This is a genomic window from Streptosporangium vulgare (genome assembly GCF_042428775.1).
In the GTDB taxonomy this organism is placed as follows: Bacteria; Actinomycetota; Actinomycetes; order Streptosporangiales; family Streptosporangiaceae; genus Streptosporangium; species Streptosporangium vulgare.
Genome location: NZ_JBHMBS010000006.1, coordinates 333,670 through 351,806, shown reverse-complemented (window position 1 = coordinate 351,806; position 18,137 = coordinate 333,670). Strand labels below are relative to the sequence as shown.

General features: G+C 71.3%; 16 protein-coding genes. 11 read left to right on the top strand and 5 right to left on the bottom strand.

Features of this window, described 5'->3' with window-relative positions:
- Positions 1-28 precede the first annotated feature (28 nt).
- The 5 genes from ACFFRH_RS15875 (at position 29) to ACFFRH_RS15855 (ending at position 5,636) form a co-directional block, all read left to right on the top strand.
- Positions 29-988, top strand: coding sequence for a 3-oxoacyl-ACP synthase III family protein (locus tag ACFFRH_RS15875; protein ID WP_344743896.1), 960 nt, complete (start codon positions 29-31; stop codon positions 986-988).
- Positions 988-1,719 (top strand): glycosyltransferase, encoded by a 732-nt coding sequence (locus ACFFRH_RS15870; protein WP_344743898.1) that lies wholly within the window; start codon positions 988-990, stop codon positions 1,717-1,719. Before ACFFRH_RS15875 ends, ACFFRH_RS15870 begins: the two co-directional genes overlap by 1 nt.
- A complete protein-coding gene (locus ACFFRH_RS15865; protein WP_344743899.1) occupies positions 1,716-2,846 on the top strand; it encodes a cytochrome P450 in 1,131 nt (376 codons plus the stop codon). The genes ACFFRH_RS15870 and ACFFRH_RS15865 overlap by 4 nt, the downstream gene beginning before the upstream one ends.
- Entirely contained in the window at positions 2,843-4,624 is a 1,782-nt protein-coding gene (locus ACFFRH_RS15860; RefSeq protein WP_344743900.1) for a class I adenylate-forming enzyme family protein, read from the top strand. Before ACFFRH_RS15865 ends, ACFFRH_RS15860 begins: the two co-directional genes overlap by 4 nt.
- A gap of 79 nt (positions 4,625-4,703) precedes the next feature.
- The gene (locus ACFFRH_RS15855; protein WP_344743902.1) at positions 4,704-5,636 is read left to right on the top strand and encodes an NAD-dependent epimerase/dehydratase family protein; all 933 of its coding nucleotides are present in this window, start codon (positions 4,704-4,706) and stop codon (positions 5,634-5,636) included.
- Here the strand turns inward: ACFFRH_RS15855 and ACFFRH_RS15850 are convergent.
- On the bottom strand, positions 5,594-6,505 hold the full coding sequence (locus tag ACFFRH_RS15850) for a hypothetical protein (RefSeq protein ID WP_344743903.1): 912 nt from the start codon (positions 6,503-6,505) through the stop codon (positions 5,594-5,596). The two genes, ACFFRH_RS15855 and ACFFRH_RS15850, sit on opposite strands and share 43 nt — an antisense overlap.
- Before the next feature lie 229 nt (positions 6,506-6,734).
- Between ACFFRH_RS15850 and ACFFRH_RS15845 the strand changes: the two genes are divergently transcribed.
- Together ACFFRH_RS15845 and ACFFRH_RS15840 are read left to right on the top strand one after the other, a co-directional pair.
- Positions 6,735-8,120 carry an LCP family protein gene (locus tag ACFFRH_RS15845; protein ID WP_344743904.1) on the top strand — a complete coding sequence of 462 codons (1,386 nt, stop codon included), beginning with the start codon at positions 6,735-6,737 and terminating at the stop codon, positions 8,118-8,120.
- A 211-nt stretch (positions 8,121-8,331) separates the two neighbouring features.
- A complete protein-coding gene (locus ACFFRH_RS15840) occupies positions 8,332-8,892 on the top strand; it encodes a COG1361 family protein (RefSeq protein ID WP_344743905.1) in 561 nt (186 codons plus the stop codon).
- A 22-nt stretch (positions 8,893-8,914) separates the two neighbouring features.
- Here ACFFRH_RS15840 and ACFFRH_RS15835 read toward each other — a convergent pair whose 3' ends face one another.
- Positions 8,915-10,417 (bottom strand): DUF7927 domain-containing protein, encoded by a 1,503-nt coding sequence (locus ACFFRH_RS15835; protein WP_344743906.1) that lies wholly within the window; start codon positions 10,415-10,417, stop codon positions 8,915-8,917.
- 1,082 nt (positions 10,418-11,499) lie between these two features.
- On the opposite strand from ACFFRH_RS15835, the gene ACFFRH_RS15830 reads away from it, so the two are divergent.
- Entirely contained in the window at positions 11,500-12,465 is a 966-nt protein-coding gene (locus tag ACFFRH_RS15830) for an ATP-binding protein (RefSeq protein WP_344743909.1), read from the top strand.
- A 63-nt stretch (positions 12,466-12,528) separates the two neighbouring features.
- Entirely contained in the window at positions 12,529-12,915 is a 387-nt protein-coding gene (locus ACFFRH_RS15825) for an SCO5389 family protein (RefSeq protein ID WP_344743910.1), read from the top strand.
- A 127-nt stretch (positions 12,916-13,042) separates the two neighbouring features.
- Here ACFFRH_RS15825 and rnhB read toward each other — a convergent pair whose 3' ends face one another.
- Positions 13,043-13,711: a ribonuclease HII gene (gene rnhB / locus ACFFRH_RS15820; protein ID WP_344743911.1), complete on the bottom strand. Its 669-nt coding sequence runs from the start codon at positions 13,709-13,711 to the stop codon at positions 13,043-13,045.
- A gap of 73 nt (positions 13,712-13,784) precedes the next feature.
- Entirely contained in the window at positions 13,785-14,768 is a 984-nt protein-coding gene (locus tag ACFFRH_RS15815) for a LysR family transcriptional regulator (protein ID WP_386157198.1), read from the bottom strand.
- Between the two features lie 200 nt (positions 14,769-14,968).
- Here ACFFRH_RS15815 and ACFFRH_RS15810 point away from each other — a divergent pair, with 200 nt between their 5' ends.
- Positions 14,969-16,249, top strand: coding sequence for a pyridoxal phosphate-dependent aminotransferase (locus tag ACFFRH_RS15810; protein ID WP_344743912.1), 1,281 nt, complete (start codon positions 14,969-14,971; stop codon positions 16,247-16,249).
- Positions 16,250-16,422: 173 nt separating this feature from the next.
- On the top strand, positions 16,423-17,067 hold the full coding sequence (locus tag ACFFRH_RS15805) for a GNAT family N-acetyltransferase (RefSeq protein WP_344743913.1): 645 nt from the start codon (positions 16,423-16,425) through the stop codon (positions 17,065-17,067).
- Between the two features lie 303 nt (positions 17,068-17,370).
- Here the strand turns inward: ACFFRH_RS15805 and ACFFRH_RS15800 are convergent, their stop codons facing one another.
- The gene (locus ACFFRH_RS15800) at positions 17,371-17,859 is read right to left on the bottom strand and encodes a hypothetical protein (RefSeq protein WP_344743914.1); all 489 of its coding nucleotides are present in this window, start codon (positions 17,857-17,859) and stop codon (positions 17,371-17,373) included.
- Between the last annotated feature and the right edge of the window lie 278 nt (positions 17,860-18,137).

Here is an 18,137-nt window from a genome sequence, read left to right as displayed (position 1 = left end):
GGAGACTTGACGCTGTTTAGGGAGTTCAATGAAAGCCCGGATCACGGGCGTCGCGACGTATCTGCCGGAGCGGACCGTCTCCAGCGCGGACGTCGAACGGCGGATCGAGGGCTACGCGCCCCACAGAGGCGTCGTCGAGCGGATGACGGGAATCCGGCGTCGTCACGTGGCCCGCGACGACCAGCAGGCGTCGGACCTGGCCGTGGAGGCGGCCCGCGAGCTCGACCACTCCGACGTCGACCTGCTCGTCTTCGCATCGGCCTCCCAGGACATGGTCGAGCCCGCCACCGCGCACATCGTCGCGGCCAAGCTGGGACTCTCGTGCCCGGTGTTCGACGTCAAGAACGCCTGCAACAGCATGCTCAACGGGATCCAGATCGCCGAGGCGCTGATCCTGACCGGCGCGCACCGCAAGGTACTGGTCTGCTCGGGTGAGATCCCGTCGCGGGCGATCCGGTGGCGGGTCAGGGACCGCGCGCAGTTCGTCGACTCGTTCGCGGGCTACACGCTGTCGGACACCGGGGCCGCGGTCACGGTCGCCGCCGATATGGAACGTGGCATTTTCTACCGCGACTTCGCGGCCGACTCAACGGCCTGGGCGGTCGGCACCCTGCCCGGAGGCGGTTCGGCGCACCCCCGTGACCCCGAGTACTCCTACTTCCGCGGCGACGGGCGCAGGCTGAAGGAGGCCTTCGAGGCGATCGGCCCGGACATCTTCCTCAACGCGCTCAAGCGCACCGGCCTGACCTGGGACGACTTCGCCATCGTGGCCGTGCACCAGGTGGCGCTGCCCTACCTGCGCTTCCTGGCCCAGGTGCTCGACATCCCCGAGGACAGGCTCGTGGTCAGCCTGCCCGAGCACGGCAACTGCGCCTCGACGACGCTGCCGCTCCAGCTCACGCTGGGCGGCTGGCGGCCGGGTGACCGGGTGGCGCTGCTCGGGCTCGGCGGCGGGATCAGCACCGGCGTGATGCTGGCGGAGATGTGATGAACCTCTGGGTGATCGTCCCCGCCTACAACGAGGCCCCCGGCATCGAGGCGACGCTGCGGGCGCTGGCCGAGCAGGACGACCGGGACTTCACGCTGCTCGTGGTGGACAACGCGAGCACCGACGGCACCGCCGAGATCGTACGGCGGCACGGCGTCCAGGTGATCGTCGAGACGAGGAAGGGCACCGGCGCCGCGTCCGACACCGGCATGCGCCACGCCATCGCGCACGGGGCGACCCACCTGGCCAGGACCGACGCCGACTGCCTGCCCCGCCCCGACTGGGTGCGCAACATCCGGCGGGCCTTCGGCGACGGGCTGGAGATGGTCGGCGGCCAGTTGCGGCCCCGGACCGACGAGTTCCGGCTGAAGTTCTGGGAGCGCCACCTCATCCCGTTCGTGGTGGAGGTGGCGGCGACCTTCGGCCGCTTCCGGCCGGGCAACAGGGACCCGCGCTACCTTGGCCCGTACGTGATGATGCCCGGCGCCACGCTGGCCATCACCGCGGACCTCTACGAGCGTGCGGGCGGCTTCCCCAGGACCGCGATCGAGGAGGTCCACGAGGACCGTGCCCTGGTCAACCGGGTGCGTACCCTCACCCCCGCGTACGCCTCGCGGCGCGACGTGGTGGTCTTCGGCTCGGTGCGCAGGCTGCGGGCGTACGGCCTCGCGGGCACCCTCGCCTGGTACGCCGACCACCACTACCGGCCAGAAGTGATCGACGTCCGGTGAACCACGAGACCCGCCTCCACCTGGCCGCCCACCCCTTCGCCTACCCGCTCATGCGGCTGCTGGCCCGGCTCGGGCCCGTGGTGCGCGTCCCCGGGCTGGGGGTCGTGGTCAACGACGCCGCCCTCGCGCGGACCGTGCTGATGGACGAGCGGTTCCGCAAGGACGGCCCCGGCTCGCCCGGCGACCTGTGGACGCCCGTGCTCGGCCCCTCCGTGCTGCTCAACATGGAGGGATCCGGCCATCTCGCGCTCCGCAGGAAGCTGATGCCGCTGTTCACCACCGGGTACGTGTCCGCGCTGGTGGACGACGTGCTCCGCGGACCGCTCGACGACCTCTCCGCGCGCCTGGAGCGGGGCGAGACGGTCGACCTGGTGGACGCGATGCGGCTGATGGCCGGGGCGGTGATCTGCCGGGTGATCGGGCTGGGCGAGGTCTCCGAGGCGCGGGCCAGGGAGCTGTTCGCGGACGGGGAGCGGGTCGTCTCGATGGTCTCGCTGCGCTCGCGGCGGCTGTCGGACCGGCAGGTGGCCGTCGCCAGGCGGGTGCTCGACCGGATCGGGGACATCGCGCAGGCCGCCTACGAGACCGGGGACGAGTCCACGGTCATGGGCCGGATGCGGGCGCAGGGACTGTCCGTGGCCGAGGCCAGGGGCGCGGCCGGGGCGTTCTTCCTGACCGGTACCGAGACCGTCGCCACGTTCGTCCCCCGGCTCGTCGCCCTCCTGCACGACCACCGGACCCCGGTCGGCGACCTGGACACGGTCATCGAGGAGGCCATGCGGGTCACCACACCGACCCCGGTGATGCTGCGCTCGGTGGCCGCCCCGGCGCGCGTGGGCGGGACGCGGGTGCGCCCCGGCGACCGGGTGCTGATCGTCACCCACAACTGCGCCAGGGCGTACGGCCCGTTCGACCCCTCCCGCACCCACCCGCCCGAGCTGCGCAGGCTCTGGTTCGGCGCGGGCCCGCACTTCTGCATCGGCTACCCGCTCGCCCTGGCGGAGATCCGCGCGGTGGCCTCGGTCCTGCTCTCCCACCGGGTGCGCGTCATACGGCGACGCGCGGCCAGGGGAGTCCTCATCCCCACCTACGAGCACCTGTGGGTCGGCCGGGCCGGTGCCGCGTGAACGACATCGTCAGCGGGATCATGGCGGTCGCCGCGCGGGAGCCGGGGCGTACCGCCATCGTCGACGGCCGGGGCCGCGAGATCACCTACGGCGAGCTGGCCCGCCGGGTGTCGGCGGTCCGCGACGCGATGGGCGGACCACCGCCACAAGGCCGAGCGCGTCCGGACGACGAGACGCGACCGGACGGCCGAGCACACCCGGGAGGCGGGGCCCGGGAGGAGGACCGGACGCGGCCCGGAGGCGAGGCTCGGGAGAAGGACCGCACACGGCCCGGAGGCGGGATGCGGCCGGGGGACGGGGTGCTGTTCGCGGTGCGTCCCGGCGTGGACGCGGTGGCACTGGCGCTGGGAGCGGTGGCGGCGGGCGGGACACTCGTCCTCGCCGACCCCGGCCTGGCGCCCGACGTGCTCGCGGCCCGGATGACCGCGACCCGGCCCGCGTGGGTGGTCAGCGAGTCCCTGCTCTACACCCTGAGCGGTCCGCTCAGGGGCCTGGCCCGTCGCCGGGGCCTGCTCCTGCCGGACCTCGCGAACCCGCTTCCCGGCCACCCCGTCCGCCACCTGTACGCGGGCCCGTGGCTGCCCGGGGTGCCCCGCGGGTCGCTGCGGCTCTCCCGGATCCTCCGAGCGTCCAACGGCTCCACCGTCCCGGCCGGTCGAGAAGCCGATCGAGAAGTCGGCCGGAAGGGCCGCCGAGAAACCGGCCGGGAGAGTCTTCGGGACAGCGAGGCCGTCAACCGGGAGACCACTCCGGAAACGGGTCCGGGAACGGGTCCGGGAACGGGTCCGGGAACCGGCCTGGAGGCGTACGGGACAAATCCCGACCAGCCGGCGGCGGTGATCTTCACCTCCGGGACCACGGCACGCCCCCGAGGGGTGGTGCACACCCGGAGATCCCTCGCGGCCGGGCTGGAGATGTTCAGGAGCGCGTTCCCGCTGGGACCCGGTGACGTCGTGCACACCGACCAGCTGATGCTCGGACTCCCCGCCCTGCTGGCCGGGGCGACCTGGTCCCTGCCCGGGGGCGGCGACCTCGCCGCCGAACTGGCCGCGCGGCGGGCCACCCACACCTTCGCCGTGCCGGTCCACCTGGACAGGCTGCTGCGTGAGACCCCCAGGCTCCCCGGAACCCTCCGCTACCTCCTGCTCGGCGCCGCCCCCGCCCCGCCAGGCGTGCTCCGACGGGCGATCGAGGCCGGGCCCGAGATCCTGTCGGTCTACGCGATGACCGAGGCGCTCCCCATCGCGATCGCGTCCGCCGAGGAGAAGCTGGCCCAGGCCGGAGGGGACCTGCTCGGGGTGCCCCTGCCGGGCGTCGGCGTCCGGATCGCCGAGGACGGCGAGCTGTTCGTCTCCGGCCCCCACCTCGCCCAGCGCTATCTCGGCGAGGAGCCGCTGCGGGAGATCGCCACCGGCGACCTGGTCCGGCTCGAAGGCGACCGGCTGGTGCTGCTCGGCCGGAAGAAGGACATGATCCTCCGCGACGGGGTCAACATCTACCCGGGCCTGTACGAGTCCGGTGTCGCGGCGCTGCCCGGGGTGGCCGAGGCCGCGATCGTCGGGCTCCCCGACCCCGAGACCGGGGACGAGGAGGTCGTGCTGGCCGTCGTTCCCACGGACGGCTACGACGAGAACCTGCTGCGCAAGGCGCTTCCCGAGATCGTGGACGCCGCGGCCCTGCCCGACCGGATCGAGTCGCTCGACGCCTTCCCCCGCTCGGGCCGGGCCGACAAACTCGACCGGGCCGCCCTGCGAGACCTGGTCACCCGCCGTGCCTGAGCGACCGGTGCCCGCACGACCCGTGCCCGTACAACCCGCACGACCCGCCGGGCCCGTTGGGCGGGGACCGAGGATCGCGGTGACGGGAGCCTCGGGATTCGTGGGCGGCGCGGTCTGCCGCGCGGCCGTGGCCCGGGGCTGGACGGTGTCGGCCTTCGGCAGGCGGCCCCGGGTGGACGACGGGCACGTCGGCGGCGCCCCGTACACCTCGTGGGACCTTCTCGGCCCCCGGCCCGTGCCGCTCCCGGGAGAGTCACCGGCGTTCCCGGGAGAGGTGGACGTGGTGATCCACTGCGCCGGGAGCGTCACGGACTGGGGGCCGCCGCGTGACATCTGGGCCGCCAACGTGGACGGCACCCGCAACGCCGCCACCGCCTTCCCCGGCGCCAGGTTCGTGCACGTCAGCACGGCGAGCGTCTACGACCCCTTCCGGCCGACCGTGATGGCCACCGAGGACGCCGCCCCGGTCGGGCGGTACGCCAACGCGTACGGCGCCTCGAAGGCCGCCGCGGAGAGGTGCCTGGAGCGGGCGGTCGTCCTGCGGCCGCACGCGGTCTACGGCAGGGGCGACACCACGCTGCTCCCCCGGGTGCTCGGCGCGGTCAGGGGCGGCAGGCTGCTCGCGGTGGGCGACGGGCGTCAGCGGATCAGCCTGACCTCGGTGGACAACCTCGTCCAGGCCTGCCTGCTCGCCGCCGAGGGCCCGGTCGACCACGGAGTCTTCAACGTGACCGACGCCGAGCCCGTCGTGCTCGACGACGCCCTGCGCGCGATCCTCGGGGAACGCGGCATCGACGCCGAACCGTACTACCTGCCGCTCAAGCTGGTGGACCCCCTCGCCGCCGTCGCCGAGACCGCCTCCCGGCTGCTCCGGCGCCCGCGCCCGCCCCTGCTGACCCGCTACGCGGCGGGCCACCTGGCCGTCGAGCGGACCCTCGACATCACCGCCGCGCGCACCCGGCTCGGCTATCACCCCTCGGGAACGTCCTTCGAGGGTTCCGCGGACTGGTGAGCGCGGGCCTCGAACGCCGCCGCCGCGAGCCTGGAGCGGATGATCCTGCCCCTGGCGAAGAAGGCCGCCGCCGCCATGAGCAGACCCAGCGTGAAGATCACCCGAAGGCCGTTCCTCAGGAAGGCGGTCAGCGCGTCGAATATCGCGACCACGGCGGCGTACGACAGGCCACCGGCGACGACACCGGGCAGGTAGGCGTTGCGGACCGCGGACATGGCGATCGCCAGCGCGAGCATGCTCGCGGCCAGGCCGAGCCCGGCGCCGATCAGCGCGACGCACCGGTCACGCATCAGGAGCACCCCCGCGACGATCAGGGCCGGCGACACGCCCAGCAGGACCCATCTCAGCGCGATCAGCCCGTCGTAGGTCCTGTTGATCACGGTCATGGCGGTGGTGGGCAGCAGCAGGCTGACGGGGTGCGACTCGGGCAGGCGCGAGGCGTTCCCCATGCCGGCGACCTGCAACCTCCGCTTGACCAGCTCGTACACCGGGGCGAGGTCGTAGCCGACGCCGTCCTCCTGCACGCTGGGATTCGGGTCGTGGCCCAGGATCGCGAGGAACCGGCGGTGCGTCACCTTGTTGATCTCCACCCAGGCGATGGCGAAGTCGTCGTCGACGCCGTCCTTCACCGTCTCGCGGATGAGTTCGCCGCCGACCGAGAGCCCCAGCCCGCGCAACCGCAGGACGATCTCGTCGGTGACGCGGTTCGTGATGGCGCTCTTGACGGCCGGGTGAGCGCCCAGCGGGCTCACGTTGCGGATGTAGCGGCCGGGGTCCGCGATGTCGGTCGCCGCCCAGTGGGCGGTGAGGGCGAACGGAGCGAGCAGGCACCCGAGCGCGATCAAAATCGAACCGATCACTCTACGCACGGGGCCCCCTAACCGCCTTTACCTGGAAATCCCCGCGTTTGCCTGGCAAAACCAGTTACAGGCTCTTTTTGACGCGAACTTGGAGGTCAGCGTCATCCCGACGGCGAAATCTGGTTTACAAACCTTGACCCACCACCCCCAGCGCGTCGAACAACCACATAGCCGATTCACCCGAAAACCGTTACTAACCTGCGACGTATTGGGCTGACGGACAGGAGATGTCACGGCTATGGCAGGCAATACGGGGCGAACAGGCGTCGGATCGAGCCTGGCACTGACACTGGGCTCGGCCGTTCTGTGGGGCCTGGCCCACATCTGGACGGGCCGCCGCCTGACCGGCGCCTTCCTGATGGGCATCGAGCTCACCCTCGCCGGAGCCGTCGCGACCGCCCTGCTGACCGCCGGGCCCTCCCTGCTCTCCCTCGCCGTGCAACCCGCCTGGCTCTGGGTCTTCGCGCTCACCGCGATGCTGGTCGCCGCCGTGGCCGTCGCCGTGATCATCCACTCCTACCTGCTGGTACGGCCGGAGTCGGCAGCCCCCTTGGCCAGATACCTCTCCGCCGCCGCCGTCGGCGTGCTGTGCGCGCTGGTCGTCGCCCCCATGATCTACGCGGCCCGGCTGGCCTACATCTCCCACAACGTGGTGACCTCGGTGTTCGCCGAAAGCATCACCCCGATCCCGGTGGACCCGTGGAAGGGCCTGGACCGGCTCAACATCCTGCTCGTCGGCGCGGACGCGGCGGCCAACCGGATCGGCGTGCGCACCGACAGCATGACCGTGGCGAGCGTCGACACCCGGACCGGCGACACCGTGCTGTTCGGCCTGCCCAGGAACCTGGAGGACGTCCCGATGCCGCCCGGCCCGGCCCGCGACCGCTTCCCCTACGGCTTCCAGGGCGAGCCGCCGTACACGCCGGGCATGCTCAACGAGGTTTACCAGTACGCCGAGGACTACCCCGAGATGGTTCCCCGGCAGAACAAGCGGCACCGCGGCCCGACGCTCCTGAAAAGAACGATCGGCGGCATCCTCGGGCTCGACATCCCCTACTACGCGATGGTCGACATGAGGGGCTTCGTGGAGATCGTCGACGCGATAGGCGGCGTACGGGTCCGCATCAAGGAGCCCATCGTGTACGGCAGGCAGAACGAGGGCCTGATAGAGGCGGGCAGGCGGAGACTCTCGGGCGAGGAGGCGCTCTGGTACGGCAGGTCCCGCACCGACAGCGACGACTACGTCCGGATGGGCCGCCAGAAGTGCCTGCTGAACGCCGTCGCCAAACAGGCCGACCCGATGGCGGTCTTCCAGAGCTTCGAGAAGCTGGCCGCCGCCGCCGTCGACGCGATCTCCACCGACATACCGCGGCAGCTGCTGCCCGACCTGGTCGAGCTGGCGGAGAAGGTGAAGCACTCCAGGATCAGGAGCCTCCAGTTCGTCCCGCCGCTGATCTACTCGGGCGCGCCCGACTACCACCTGATCAGGCATGAGGTCGCCGCCACCCTGGCGGCGCCGCCCGCCCCGCCCCGCTCCGTGCCCGCCCTGCAGGCCGGAAACCGGAGGAACGCGGGCGAGCACGCCGAGACGAACGCCGTCATCCTCGACTCCGCCTGCCACTGACGAACCGGCGCCCCGACAGACCAGCGGACCGAAGGATCGACGGATCGACGGATCGACGGATCGACGGATCAGCGGACCGACGGACCGACGGACCGACGGACCGACGGACCGACGGACGACACGCTCGGCACGTCCGGCGCGTTGAGAGCGCCCACGAGGGTCGGAATGCTGTTATGGAGTGATTACTTAGCGTCATCATGGAGGTTCGAGGATGAAACGTCATCTGGCGAGCGTGGGTCTGCTCGCCGCAATCGCCGCACCCGCTGTTGGATGGCCCCTCGCCTGGGCCGATCCGGTCCCCTCGGTCTCCATCTCCCTCGACGACGGGGCGAGGGAGACCGCTCCGGGCGCGGAGAACACGTACACGCTCCGTATCAGCAACCAGGGGACCGCCCAGCTGAAGCGTGTCCTCCTGGTGCAGTCCCTGCCGCCGTCGATGACCTTCGTGAAGGCCGACGCCGGTGGACAGGCGAAGCAGGGCAAGGTGGCGTGGACGGTGAACGTCCCGCCCCAGAAGGACGCCATCGTCCACGTGAGCGCCCGGGTCGGCGCGGTCGCGGGGACCGCGGTGCGAAACCTGGCGACGACGGCCTGCGCCCGCAGGAGCGCCGCCGGACCCGTGCTGGTCTGCGCCACGGACATCAACACCGTGGCCGTACCGGAGAAGACGGCCGACTGGGTCCTGCCGGTCTCGCTGGCCTCCGCCGCCGTCGCTGGACTGGTCACCGGCGCGTTCCTGTTCCGCCGTCGCCGCCGGGTCCAGACCGTCTGATCCGGCCGAGCCGGGTGCCCGGCTAGGCTCTCCTCCGCCGGGCACCCAGCCGCAGGACCAGACCGAGGCCGGAGAGCATGAGCCCCGCCAGGACCGGCCAGAACGGCAGTCCCGTGAACGGCAGCGAGGGACCGGCCGGTTTCACCCGAGACCAACCGGCGGGGCAGGGAACCGAGAAGGACCGTCCCCGGCCCGGCACGCACGACGGGTCGAAAGGCCGTTCCGGCACCCGCGCGGGCACCGGGGTCCGCTCCGCGCCGGGAACAGGCGTTGTCCCCGAGGGACCCGAGGGAGAGGCGGACGCCGACGCGGGACCGGGGACCGACGAGGGTGCGGGTGAAGCCGAGGGAACCGAGCCGGGAGCGGGAATCGGCGCGGAATCCAGGTCGGGCGCCGTCGCGGACGCCGGGGCGGAGGCGTCAGTGGACGCCGGGGCGGAGGTGGTCTCCACCGGCCGCCTCCCGCAGCCGGGACCGTCCGCCCCCGCCGGGCAGTCGGCCCCGGGGTTCGCGTCCACCGAGACGTCACCCGGCTCGGACCCCCCGGATCCCCCGGGTTTCCCGGACGCCTCGGAGGATGCCTCGGGTCCTTCGGATACCTCGGGCGCCTTGGGCGTTTCGCGGCTCGCCCCCTCAACGGCGACCCGCTGCGCGCAGCCGAGACCCGCACCGGGCACGGGGGCGGCGAGCCTGGCGGACCACGGCACCGGGCCGGAGCAGTTCGTGCCGCCGCCCGGGGCCTGGACGGCACTGTCCAGCATCCCGTCCCCGGCGCCCGGGGGGCCGACGGTCACGCTGTAGGTGATCGTGACGATCTCGGCCATCGGGATGTCGCCGCTCCAGGCCAGCTTCGGCGCGCTGTACGAGACCGTGCCGCTCGTGACCCGCGCGTCGCCGTTGTAGACCGCGTCGTCGATGACCCGGGAGAGCTCTCCGGTGAGCGTGGCCCCCGGATAGGTGGCGTTGCCGACGTTGCTCGCGGTGATCGTGTAGGTGACCACCTGGCCGGGACCGGCGGTCTCCCTGTCGGCGGTCATGAGGACGTACAGCAGCGGCAGGCCGGGGGCGCCGAGGTTCCCGCAGGCGGGATCGAGGGACCCGGCCGCGCAGTTGGAGCCCTCGGGACCGACCAGCTCGCCGGAGAGGCGCAGATCTCCGGCCGGAGGGTCGTCCACCGTGACGCCGTAGGTGACCGTCACCGTCTGACCGGCGGCCACGTCACCGGTCCAGGTGACCTCGGGCGCGGCGAAGGAGACCGTGCCCGACGTGGCCGACTGGTCGTGGTCGAAGCGCGCGTCGTCGAGCAGGCCCGACAGGTCGTCGGTGAAGGTGAAGTCCGAGCGGCCGGTATCACCGGTGTTGCGAAGCTTGACGGTGTAAGTGATCTTCTGACCGGGCTTGGCGAGGACAGGCGAGGCCGTCTTGGTGATCTCGACCTTCGGCTCCCTGACCTCCGGCTCCCCGCCCCCCGCCGTCGCCCGGCTCTCCCCCCCGGAGACGCCCCGCGCGACCCGCTTCCCCGTCACAGACGCACTCCGCTGTCCCGTCACGGACGCGACCCGCTTCCCCGTCACGGACGCGGGCGAAGGCCCGTCGTTCCCCGCCGACGCGGACGCGGCTCCTCCCGCCTCCGCGAGTACGGACGCGGGCACCTCGTCCCCGTCCCCGGGCACGTGCGCGGGCACCTCGGCCACCCCTTGGGCGGGCGAGGACCTCTCATCCTCTGCCGGGGCAGGACCTGAGGTCCCACCCGTCGCCAAGGCGGTGTCGGCCACGGCGGGCGACGCCCCCGCGCTCACCTTCCCCACGGGTACGAGCGAGCGCTTCCCCTTCTCCGTCCCCGCCACCGGCTTCTTCGTCCCCGCCACCGGCACCGGTGAGGACTCCCCACGCGCCACCGGAACCGGAACCGGAACCGACGAGGACCTCCCGTTCGCGGCCGTCGCCAAGGGAGTTCCGGCCTCGGCCCGGACGGATGGCGAGGACGCCCCCGCCACCCCCGCTCCGGGTGCGGCGAGAGCGGGCGACGACGTCACGAGCATCGCGAGCGCGACCCCGCACGCGGCGACCCCACCGGCTCGCCCCCCGGGGAACCCCCACCCGGGGGACCGCCGTTCACAGGCCCACTCGGAGAACCGCTGCCCGGAGACACCTCGTCCGGAGAACCGCCGTTCAGGAACCCGCCGCGCGGAAACGCGACGCGACCAGGTACCGATACGTGCCACCGAAGCCCCTTGCTGACCCTTGTCCACGATCTCGCAGGGGGGCTCAAGATCAACCGACTCGGGGTGGGATACCCGGACCGGCCGGATCTCACCGGCACCGGTGGTAAACATCCGCCCCGCCGATCCCCAAGGGAGTTGTCGAGTCCACACAGGAGACCTCGAAGCGGTAACCGCGGATCTTTGTCACCGGTCACGACATGACAGATGTTTTCCCTCGCCCCTTTCGCCCGCACCCGTCATGAGAGATCACTCTCATCCGCGTTCACGGCACGAGCGCGTCTCCCCTCCTCCTCGCGATACGCGCCCCGCGTCCTCGCCCGTCGTGGCATGATGAGCCCCCAGAGGGATTGAAATGATTTTCATAATCAGATTGGATCGTCGTTATGAGGGTGGCGTTCGTTGGTAAGGGCGGGAGCGGCAAGACGACCCTGTCGGCGCTTTTCGCGAGATACACCGCGAGCCGGGGCGGCCCCGTCGTGGCCGTCGACGCCGACATCAACCAGCACCTGGGCATGGCGCTGGGGCTGGGCGAGGGTGCGCTGCCGCGGCCGATGGGCTCGCATCTGACCGAGATCAAGGAATACCTGCGGGGCGACAACCCCCGCATCTCGTCGGCCTCCGCGATGGTCAAGACCACCCCGCCGGGGTCCGGCTCGCGGCTGCTCCGCCTCGACGAGCGGGACGACCCGATCCACACCGGATTCTCCGTCCCCACGCCCGAGGGGCCACAGCTCATGGTCACCGGGCCGTTCAGCGAGGACGACCTGGGGGTGGCGTGCTACCACTCCAAGGTCGGCGCCGTGGAGCTCTATCTGAACCATCTGCTCGACGGCGCGGGCGAGTACGTCGTGGTCGACATGACGGCCGGGGCCGACTCCTTCGCCTCGGGACTGTTCACCCGCTTCGACATGACCTTCCTGGTGGCCGAGCCGACCCGCCAGGGCGTGAGCGTCTACCGCCAGTACCGCGACTACGCCGCCGACTACGGCGTGCCGGTCGCGGTCGTGGGCAACAAGATCCACGGTCCGGGAGACGTGGCGTTCCTGCGCGACCAGGTCGGCGACGACCTGCTGGTCTGCCTGGAGCACTCCGCGGCGATCCGCGCGATGGAGCAGGGGCGTCCCTTCACCCTCCGGGACCTCGAACCGGCCAACTCCCGGGCTCTGGGCACGATTCTCGACCATCTCGACACCCAGGAGAAGGACTGGTTCCGCTTCGGGCGCCAGGCGGTGCAGTTCCACCTCCGCAACGCGGAGGCCTGGGCGAACAGGGCCACCGGCGAGGATCTGGCGGCCCAGATCGATCCCGGTTTCGTCTTCGGGCCCACACGAGTGTCGCTCTCCCGCTAGATGGAGCGCTCCGTAGGCCCGACCTAGTGTCTGATGAATCCCCTTCCGTGAGGAGAACACAGCATGTCGCTGACCGTTTCGAACGATCTTCTCGACCAGGCCAAGGCCGGTGAGGTGGACGACGCGGCATTCGTCACCTGTGTCAGAGACTCCCTTCCGTACGCCTGGTCGCTCATCAGCGACCTGGTCAAGGAGCGCGAGCACACCGGTGCCGAGTTCGCCGACAACACGGTGCCCCCGCCGGACGAGGCCGCTCGTGGCCAACTCCTGCGCGCTCTCGCCAGCGACGCCATGCGCGGCGCCCTGGAGCGCCACTTCGGGGTGAGGCTGGCCTTCCAGAACTGCCACCGGGTCGCCGTCTTCGACCCGTCCGCCACCGGCGCCCACGCGGAGTTCGTCACCGCCAGGTCGCAGATCCTCAACCAGACGCCCGAGCTGATCGACTGCTGATCGACTGCTGACGGCCTCGTCCCGGGGCGGACCGCCTTCCCGGGCGGACGCCCCCGGAGAGCCGGACATCCTCGAAGATCCCAAAAATCCCAGAGATCCCCAGAGATCAGGGACCAGAGAAAGGTGTCTATCCGAAGAGCCCGAGCTGGCCCTCTCCGGCCAGCGGGTTGCGATGTCTCTTGAGGTGGCGCCACCGGGGAAGGTCGTCCAGATAGGACCAGGACAGGCGGTGATGCTCCGTCGGGCCGAGGGCGGCCAACGCCGCCTGGTGGACCGGTGAGGGGTAACCCGCGTTGTCGGCGAACCCGTACTCCTCGAAACCCAGCGAGGCCATGTAGGTGTCCCGCCGAACCTTGGCGATCACGGAGGCCGCGGCCACCGAGACGCAGGAGAGGTCGCCCTTGACCTCGCACCTCACCGGCCAGGGCGCGCCCAGATAGTCGTGCTTCCCGTCCAGGACGACCACGTCGGGCCGGACGGGAAGCCCGGCCAGTGCCCTCCTCGCCGCCCTGCGCAGGGCCTCGGTCATCCCGAGCACGTCGATCTCCTCGTGGGACGCCTCGCCGTACCCGATCCCGGCCGCCCAGGCGGTGATCTCGGAGACCATGGCGACGCGGCGGGCGGGGGTGAGCAGTTTCGAGTCGGTGAGCCCGGCGGGCGGTTCCGACAGGTCGGTGACCACGGCGCAGACCGCCACCGGACCGGCCCAGGCTCCGCGCCCGACCTCGTCCACCCCGGCGACCAGTTTGGAGCCGCCGTCGTTCAGCAACCGTTCGAGCGCGTAGGTGGGAGGCACGTGCCGACGTTACCGGGCCGCGAGCCTCCGGGGGTCGCCCCGCTCGGAACCCCGGCCCGGCCAAGCGCCCCCGCTACGGGGCTTCGAGCTCCGGCTGGGGCTCCGGCTGGGGCTCCGGGCGTTCCCGGGAGGCCGGTTCGACCCCTTCCAGGTCGGCGGCGAGGAGCCTGGCGGCGACGTGGACGGCCCGGAGGGTGACGGAGACGGCGGGGCGGTGGACGCTGGACGATCGGGCGACGGCGTGCACGACCCGGCCCACCTGCGGTCCGGGAAACCGGCGGACGGCGATGCCGCGGACCCCGGCGGCGAGCGCCAGGGCGGGGACGGCCGCGATGCCGATCCCCTTGGCGACCAGGCCGATGATCGTGCCCAGCCCCTCGAACTCCCAGGGCACCGGCCGGTGACCGCCGACTCCGGCCATCAGCCGGTCCACCGCCAGCCGGGAGGGTTCGCCGTCCGGGGTGGCCATCCAGGGCTCGTCGCGCAGTTCCCACAGGTCGACCGGGACGTCGGGGGAGGCGAGCCGGTGCCTGCGCGGCACCACGAGCACCAGCGGGTCGTGCAGCAGCGGGAAGACCCGCATGGTGTCGGGTTCGCGCATCCGGCCGTGCCAGTCGTCGATCAGGGCGATGTCCACCTCGCCCGACTGCACCTCGCGCATTCCGCGCCCCGAGCGGCCCTGTCCCATCCGCAGGGTGAGCTCGCCGTGCCGGCGCAGCGTCCTGGCCAGCGCGGGCGCGAAGGCCACCGCGGCGGTCGGGAAGGCGGTCACGGTGACCCGCCCCGAGGGGGTCGCGGCCTGGGCCGACAGGTCGGACTCGGCGCTCTCCACCATGGCCAGGATGCGCTCGGCGTGCTCGACCAGGCGGCGCCCCGCGTCGGTCAGCTCCGCGCTCCTGGCGGTCCTGTCGATCAGCACGGCGCCCGCCTGGCGCTCCAGCGCGGCCAGCTGCTGCGAGACCGCCGAGGGGCTGTAGCCGAGGGAGGTCGCGGTGGCCGCGATGCTGCCCCGGCGAGCGAACTCACAGATCAGGACGAGTCTCCGCAAATCAAGCATCAGTTTTCCTTACGCCCACCCACGATAACCGAAGCTTGTCCTGATGCACCCATCCCACCAGGCTTGGAGTCGTTCCACAACGGTCCGCACCGCGCCACGAACACCACGAACGGTCCGCGCCGCGCCACGACACATTCCGTACTTCCCGGCACTGCTGAGCACTTCTCCGTACTTCTCCGCGACAAGGTAGGGACCCCGCGATGAGCGTCACACTTTCCGCCACCCTGGCGGCCAACGAGGACATCGAGCGAAGACGGCGCGCCGGTGAGCGCGTGCTGAACCTCGCCTTCGGCGAGGCCGGTCTGCCCGTGCATCCGGCTCTGAGCGAGCGGCTGGCCGCGGCGTCCGGGTTCAACGGCTACGGACCCGTCGCCGGCGCGTTCGCGCTGCGCGAGGCGGCCTCCGGCTACTGGTCGCGGCGCGCCCTGCCCACCGACCCCGACCTGGTGGTCTGCGGTCCCGGGAGCAAGCCCCTGCTGTACGGCCTGCTGCCGGCGATCGGCGGCGACATCGTGCTGCCGATGCCGAGCTGGGTCAGCTACGCGGCCCAGGCCGAGCTGGTCGGGGCGCGTTCCCTGCTCGTCCCGACGCCCCCCGGCGAGGGTGGGGTGCCGGATCCCGAGCGCGTGACGGCGGCGGTCAGGCGCGCCCGCGCCCAGGGGCGCGACGTGCGCTCGCTGCTGGTCACGCTTCCCGACAACCCCAGCGGAACGCTGGCCGGGGCGGCGACGATCCGGCGGATCGCCGAGGTCGCCCGCGAACTCGACCTGACGATCATCTCCGACGAGATCTACCGCGACCTGGTCCACTCCCCGGAGGCCGGTTTCCTCAGTCCCGCCGACGTGGCTCCCGAGCGGACCGTGATCACCAGTGGCCTCAGCAAGAGCCTCGCCCTGGGCGGCTGGCGGATCGGCGTGGCCCGGCTCCCGTCACCGGCCCTGCGCGACCGGCTCCTGGCGGTGGCGAGCGAGATCTGGTCCAGTCCCGCCGCGCCGGTCCAGCAGGCGGCGGCGTACGCCTACACCGAGCCGCCGGAGCTCGTCGAGCGGGTGAGCCGGAGCCGCGAGCTGCACGGCGCGGTGGCGCGGGCGGTGTACGAGCGGTTCGTCCGCGCGGGCGTGCGGGTGGACGCTCCGCGGGGTGGTTTCTACCTCTACCCCGACCTCACCGGGCTCGACTTCGCGTCCTCCGCCGGCCTGGCCGCGTACCTGCTCGACCGGCACGGCGTCGGGGTGCTCCCCGGCCACGTCTTCGGCGACGACCCGGCGGCCCTGCGGGTGCGGGTGGCGACCAGCCTCCTGTACGGCGAGACGGCGCGGCTGCGGCTGGCCGCGCTCGACGCTCCCGACCCCCTGGCCCTGCCCTGGATCTCGGCCTCGCTGGACCAGCTGGGCGAGGCGCTGACCGGCCTGTTCGCGAGCCGGGGAGCACCTTCGCCTCCCGTGCGCGTCCCGCCCGTCGCGGCCCCCGCGACGGGGTGATCGCCCCGCGCCGGAACCGCCGGGGCGGCGGAGGTTTCCGGAGTGGCGTCAGCGGCTCTGACCTGGTATCTCTTACCCTGAAGGCTCACAAGTCACGTGCGTTCCTCGATGCTCACCAAGATGTCTCGTGTCGTTTGGTATCAGGCAGGGGAAAGAGCCCTCATTATGTGCTCATGCCCGCTTTTGTCACCCTGTCCGGGCGCCTCGTGCGCCTGGAACCGCTCAGCCTCGCGGTCGTCGACGACCTCGTCGCCGCGGCGAGTGAAGACCGTTCTACCTACGCCTTCACTCGCGTCCCCGATGGCCGGGACGAGATGGTCTCCTACGTGGAGGCCGCTCTGGCTGAGCAGGCGGAGGGCCGCACGATGCCCTTCGCCATCCGGTGGCTTCACACCGATCGCGTGGTCGGTGCCACCCGTCTCATGCACCTGGAGTACTGGCAGGGCCCCATGCCCTGGCCGCCGGGCGCTCGTGGGGCGGTGGGCGATGTCCCGTCCGTGGCGGACATCGGTTACACCTGGCTCTCCGCCTCCGCGCAGGGGACCGGCGTCAACCGCGAGAGCAAGTATCTGATGCTCTCCCTCGCCTTCGAGACCTGGCAGGTCCACCGCATAACCCTCAAGGCCGATATACGGAACGTACGCTCCCGGGCCGCCATCGAAGCCCTCGGCGCCCACCTCGACGGTGTGCGGCGGGCGGAGAGCCGAGGCGCCGACGACACGGTCCGAGATACCGCGTACTACTCCATCCTGAGTGACGAATGGCCGATCGTCCGAGAACGGATGCACGCGCGGATGGGCCTGGTCGAAGCCGCGTGAGACGGACACCCGACGTGTGGCATTACGAGGAGCAGCGGACGGTTAAAAGGATAGAAATCCAGAAATCACACATAAAGCACATAATGGTGAAAACAGTATTTTAATTACTTAACGGAACAAAAGGCCCGCCCGGGGTTCCGGGCGGGCCTGGTGTTCGTCCGGTGCCGCACGCGAGTCGCGGCTCGCGTCGTGGTCGGCGGGTCGAACGGAGATCGTGGGTGAGGAGAGGAGATTCATCTATCGGTACCACCGGGCGGACCCACCGAACTCACCGGATCCGGTGAGTTCGCCGGAGACCCAAGGTCACTCGTCGTCGTCGGACTCGACCTCGTAGATGTAGCGCCACTTGCCGCACAGCGTCTTCTTGGCGTCGTGCTTGTCCCAGTAGCAGACCCTGACCTGCAGGTTGTCGATCTCGTCCGCGACGTAGTGGAAGTTCTGGTAGCCGCTGGTGCCGCACTTGCGGGCCCAGGAGTAGTTCTCGTCGCCGTCGTGGGTCTCGAACTTGAACTGGGCGTAGCCGCAGAGCCAGTTCGGCGAGTACTTGTCGTAGAGCCGGCCCCGGACGTGGAGGCGGTCGTCGTCGTCGACCCACACGCTGCCCCGGGCGCTGGCGCGGGAGTCGTCGTAGTACTTGGAGTAGTAGTAGCCCCAGGGCTCCTCGTCATAGCTGTTCGAGGCAGTGGGGGCGGCGGTGGCCGCGGAGGCGGGGGTGGCGAGGGCGGGAACGCCGATCGCGATGACGGCGGTGGCGGCGGCGAGACCGAGAATTCTGCTGATCGAGCGGCGCATGGTGGTTCTCTCCTTGAGGGGTGCGGCTCCCGGCTTCCTGAGGAGCCATGGCTCATTGATAGGGCCGAGTGCCTGCATCGCACTTACAGCCTCTTTATCCACACCTGCAATCCACTGACATGTCGGGCATGGCCGCCCCCGTATGGGGCCATGCCCGACGACACCAGCATTGGGGACACGGCTCAACAGCCGATTGACGGGTAATCAACGTCTCGGCGAACAAGCAAGCCTCTACCTACGGGGTAAGCAAGGGAGGATCTATCATTTGGCCATAAAAC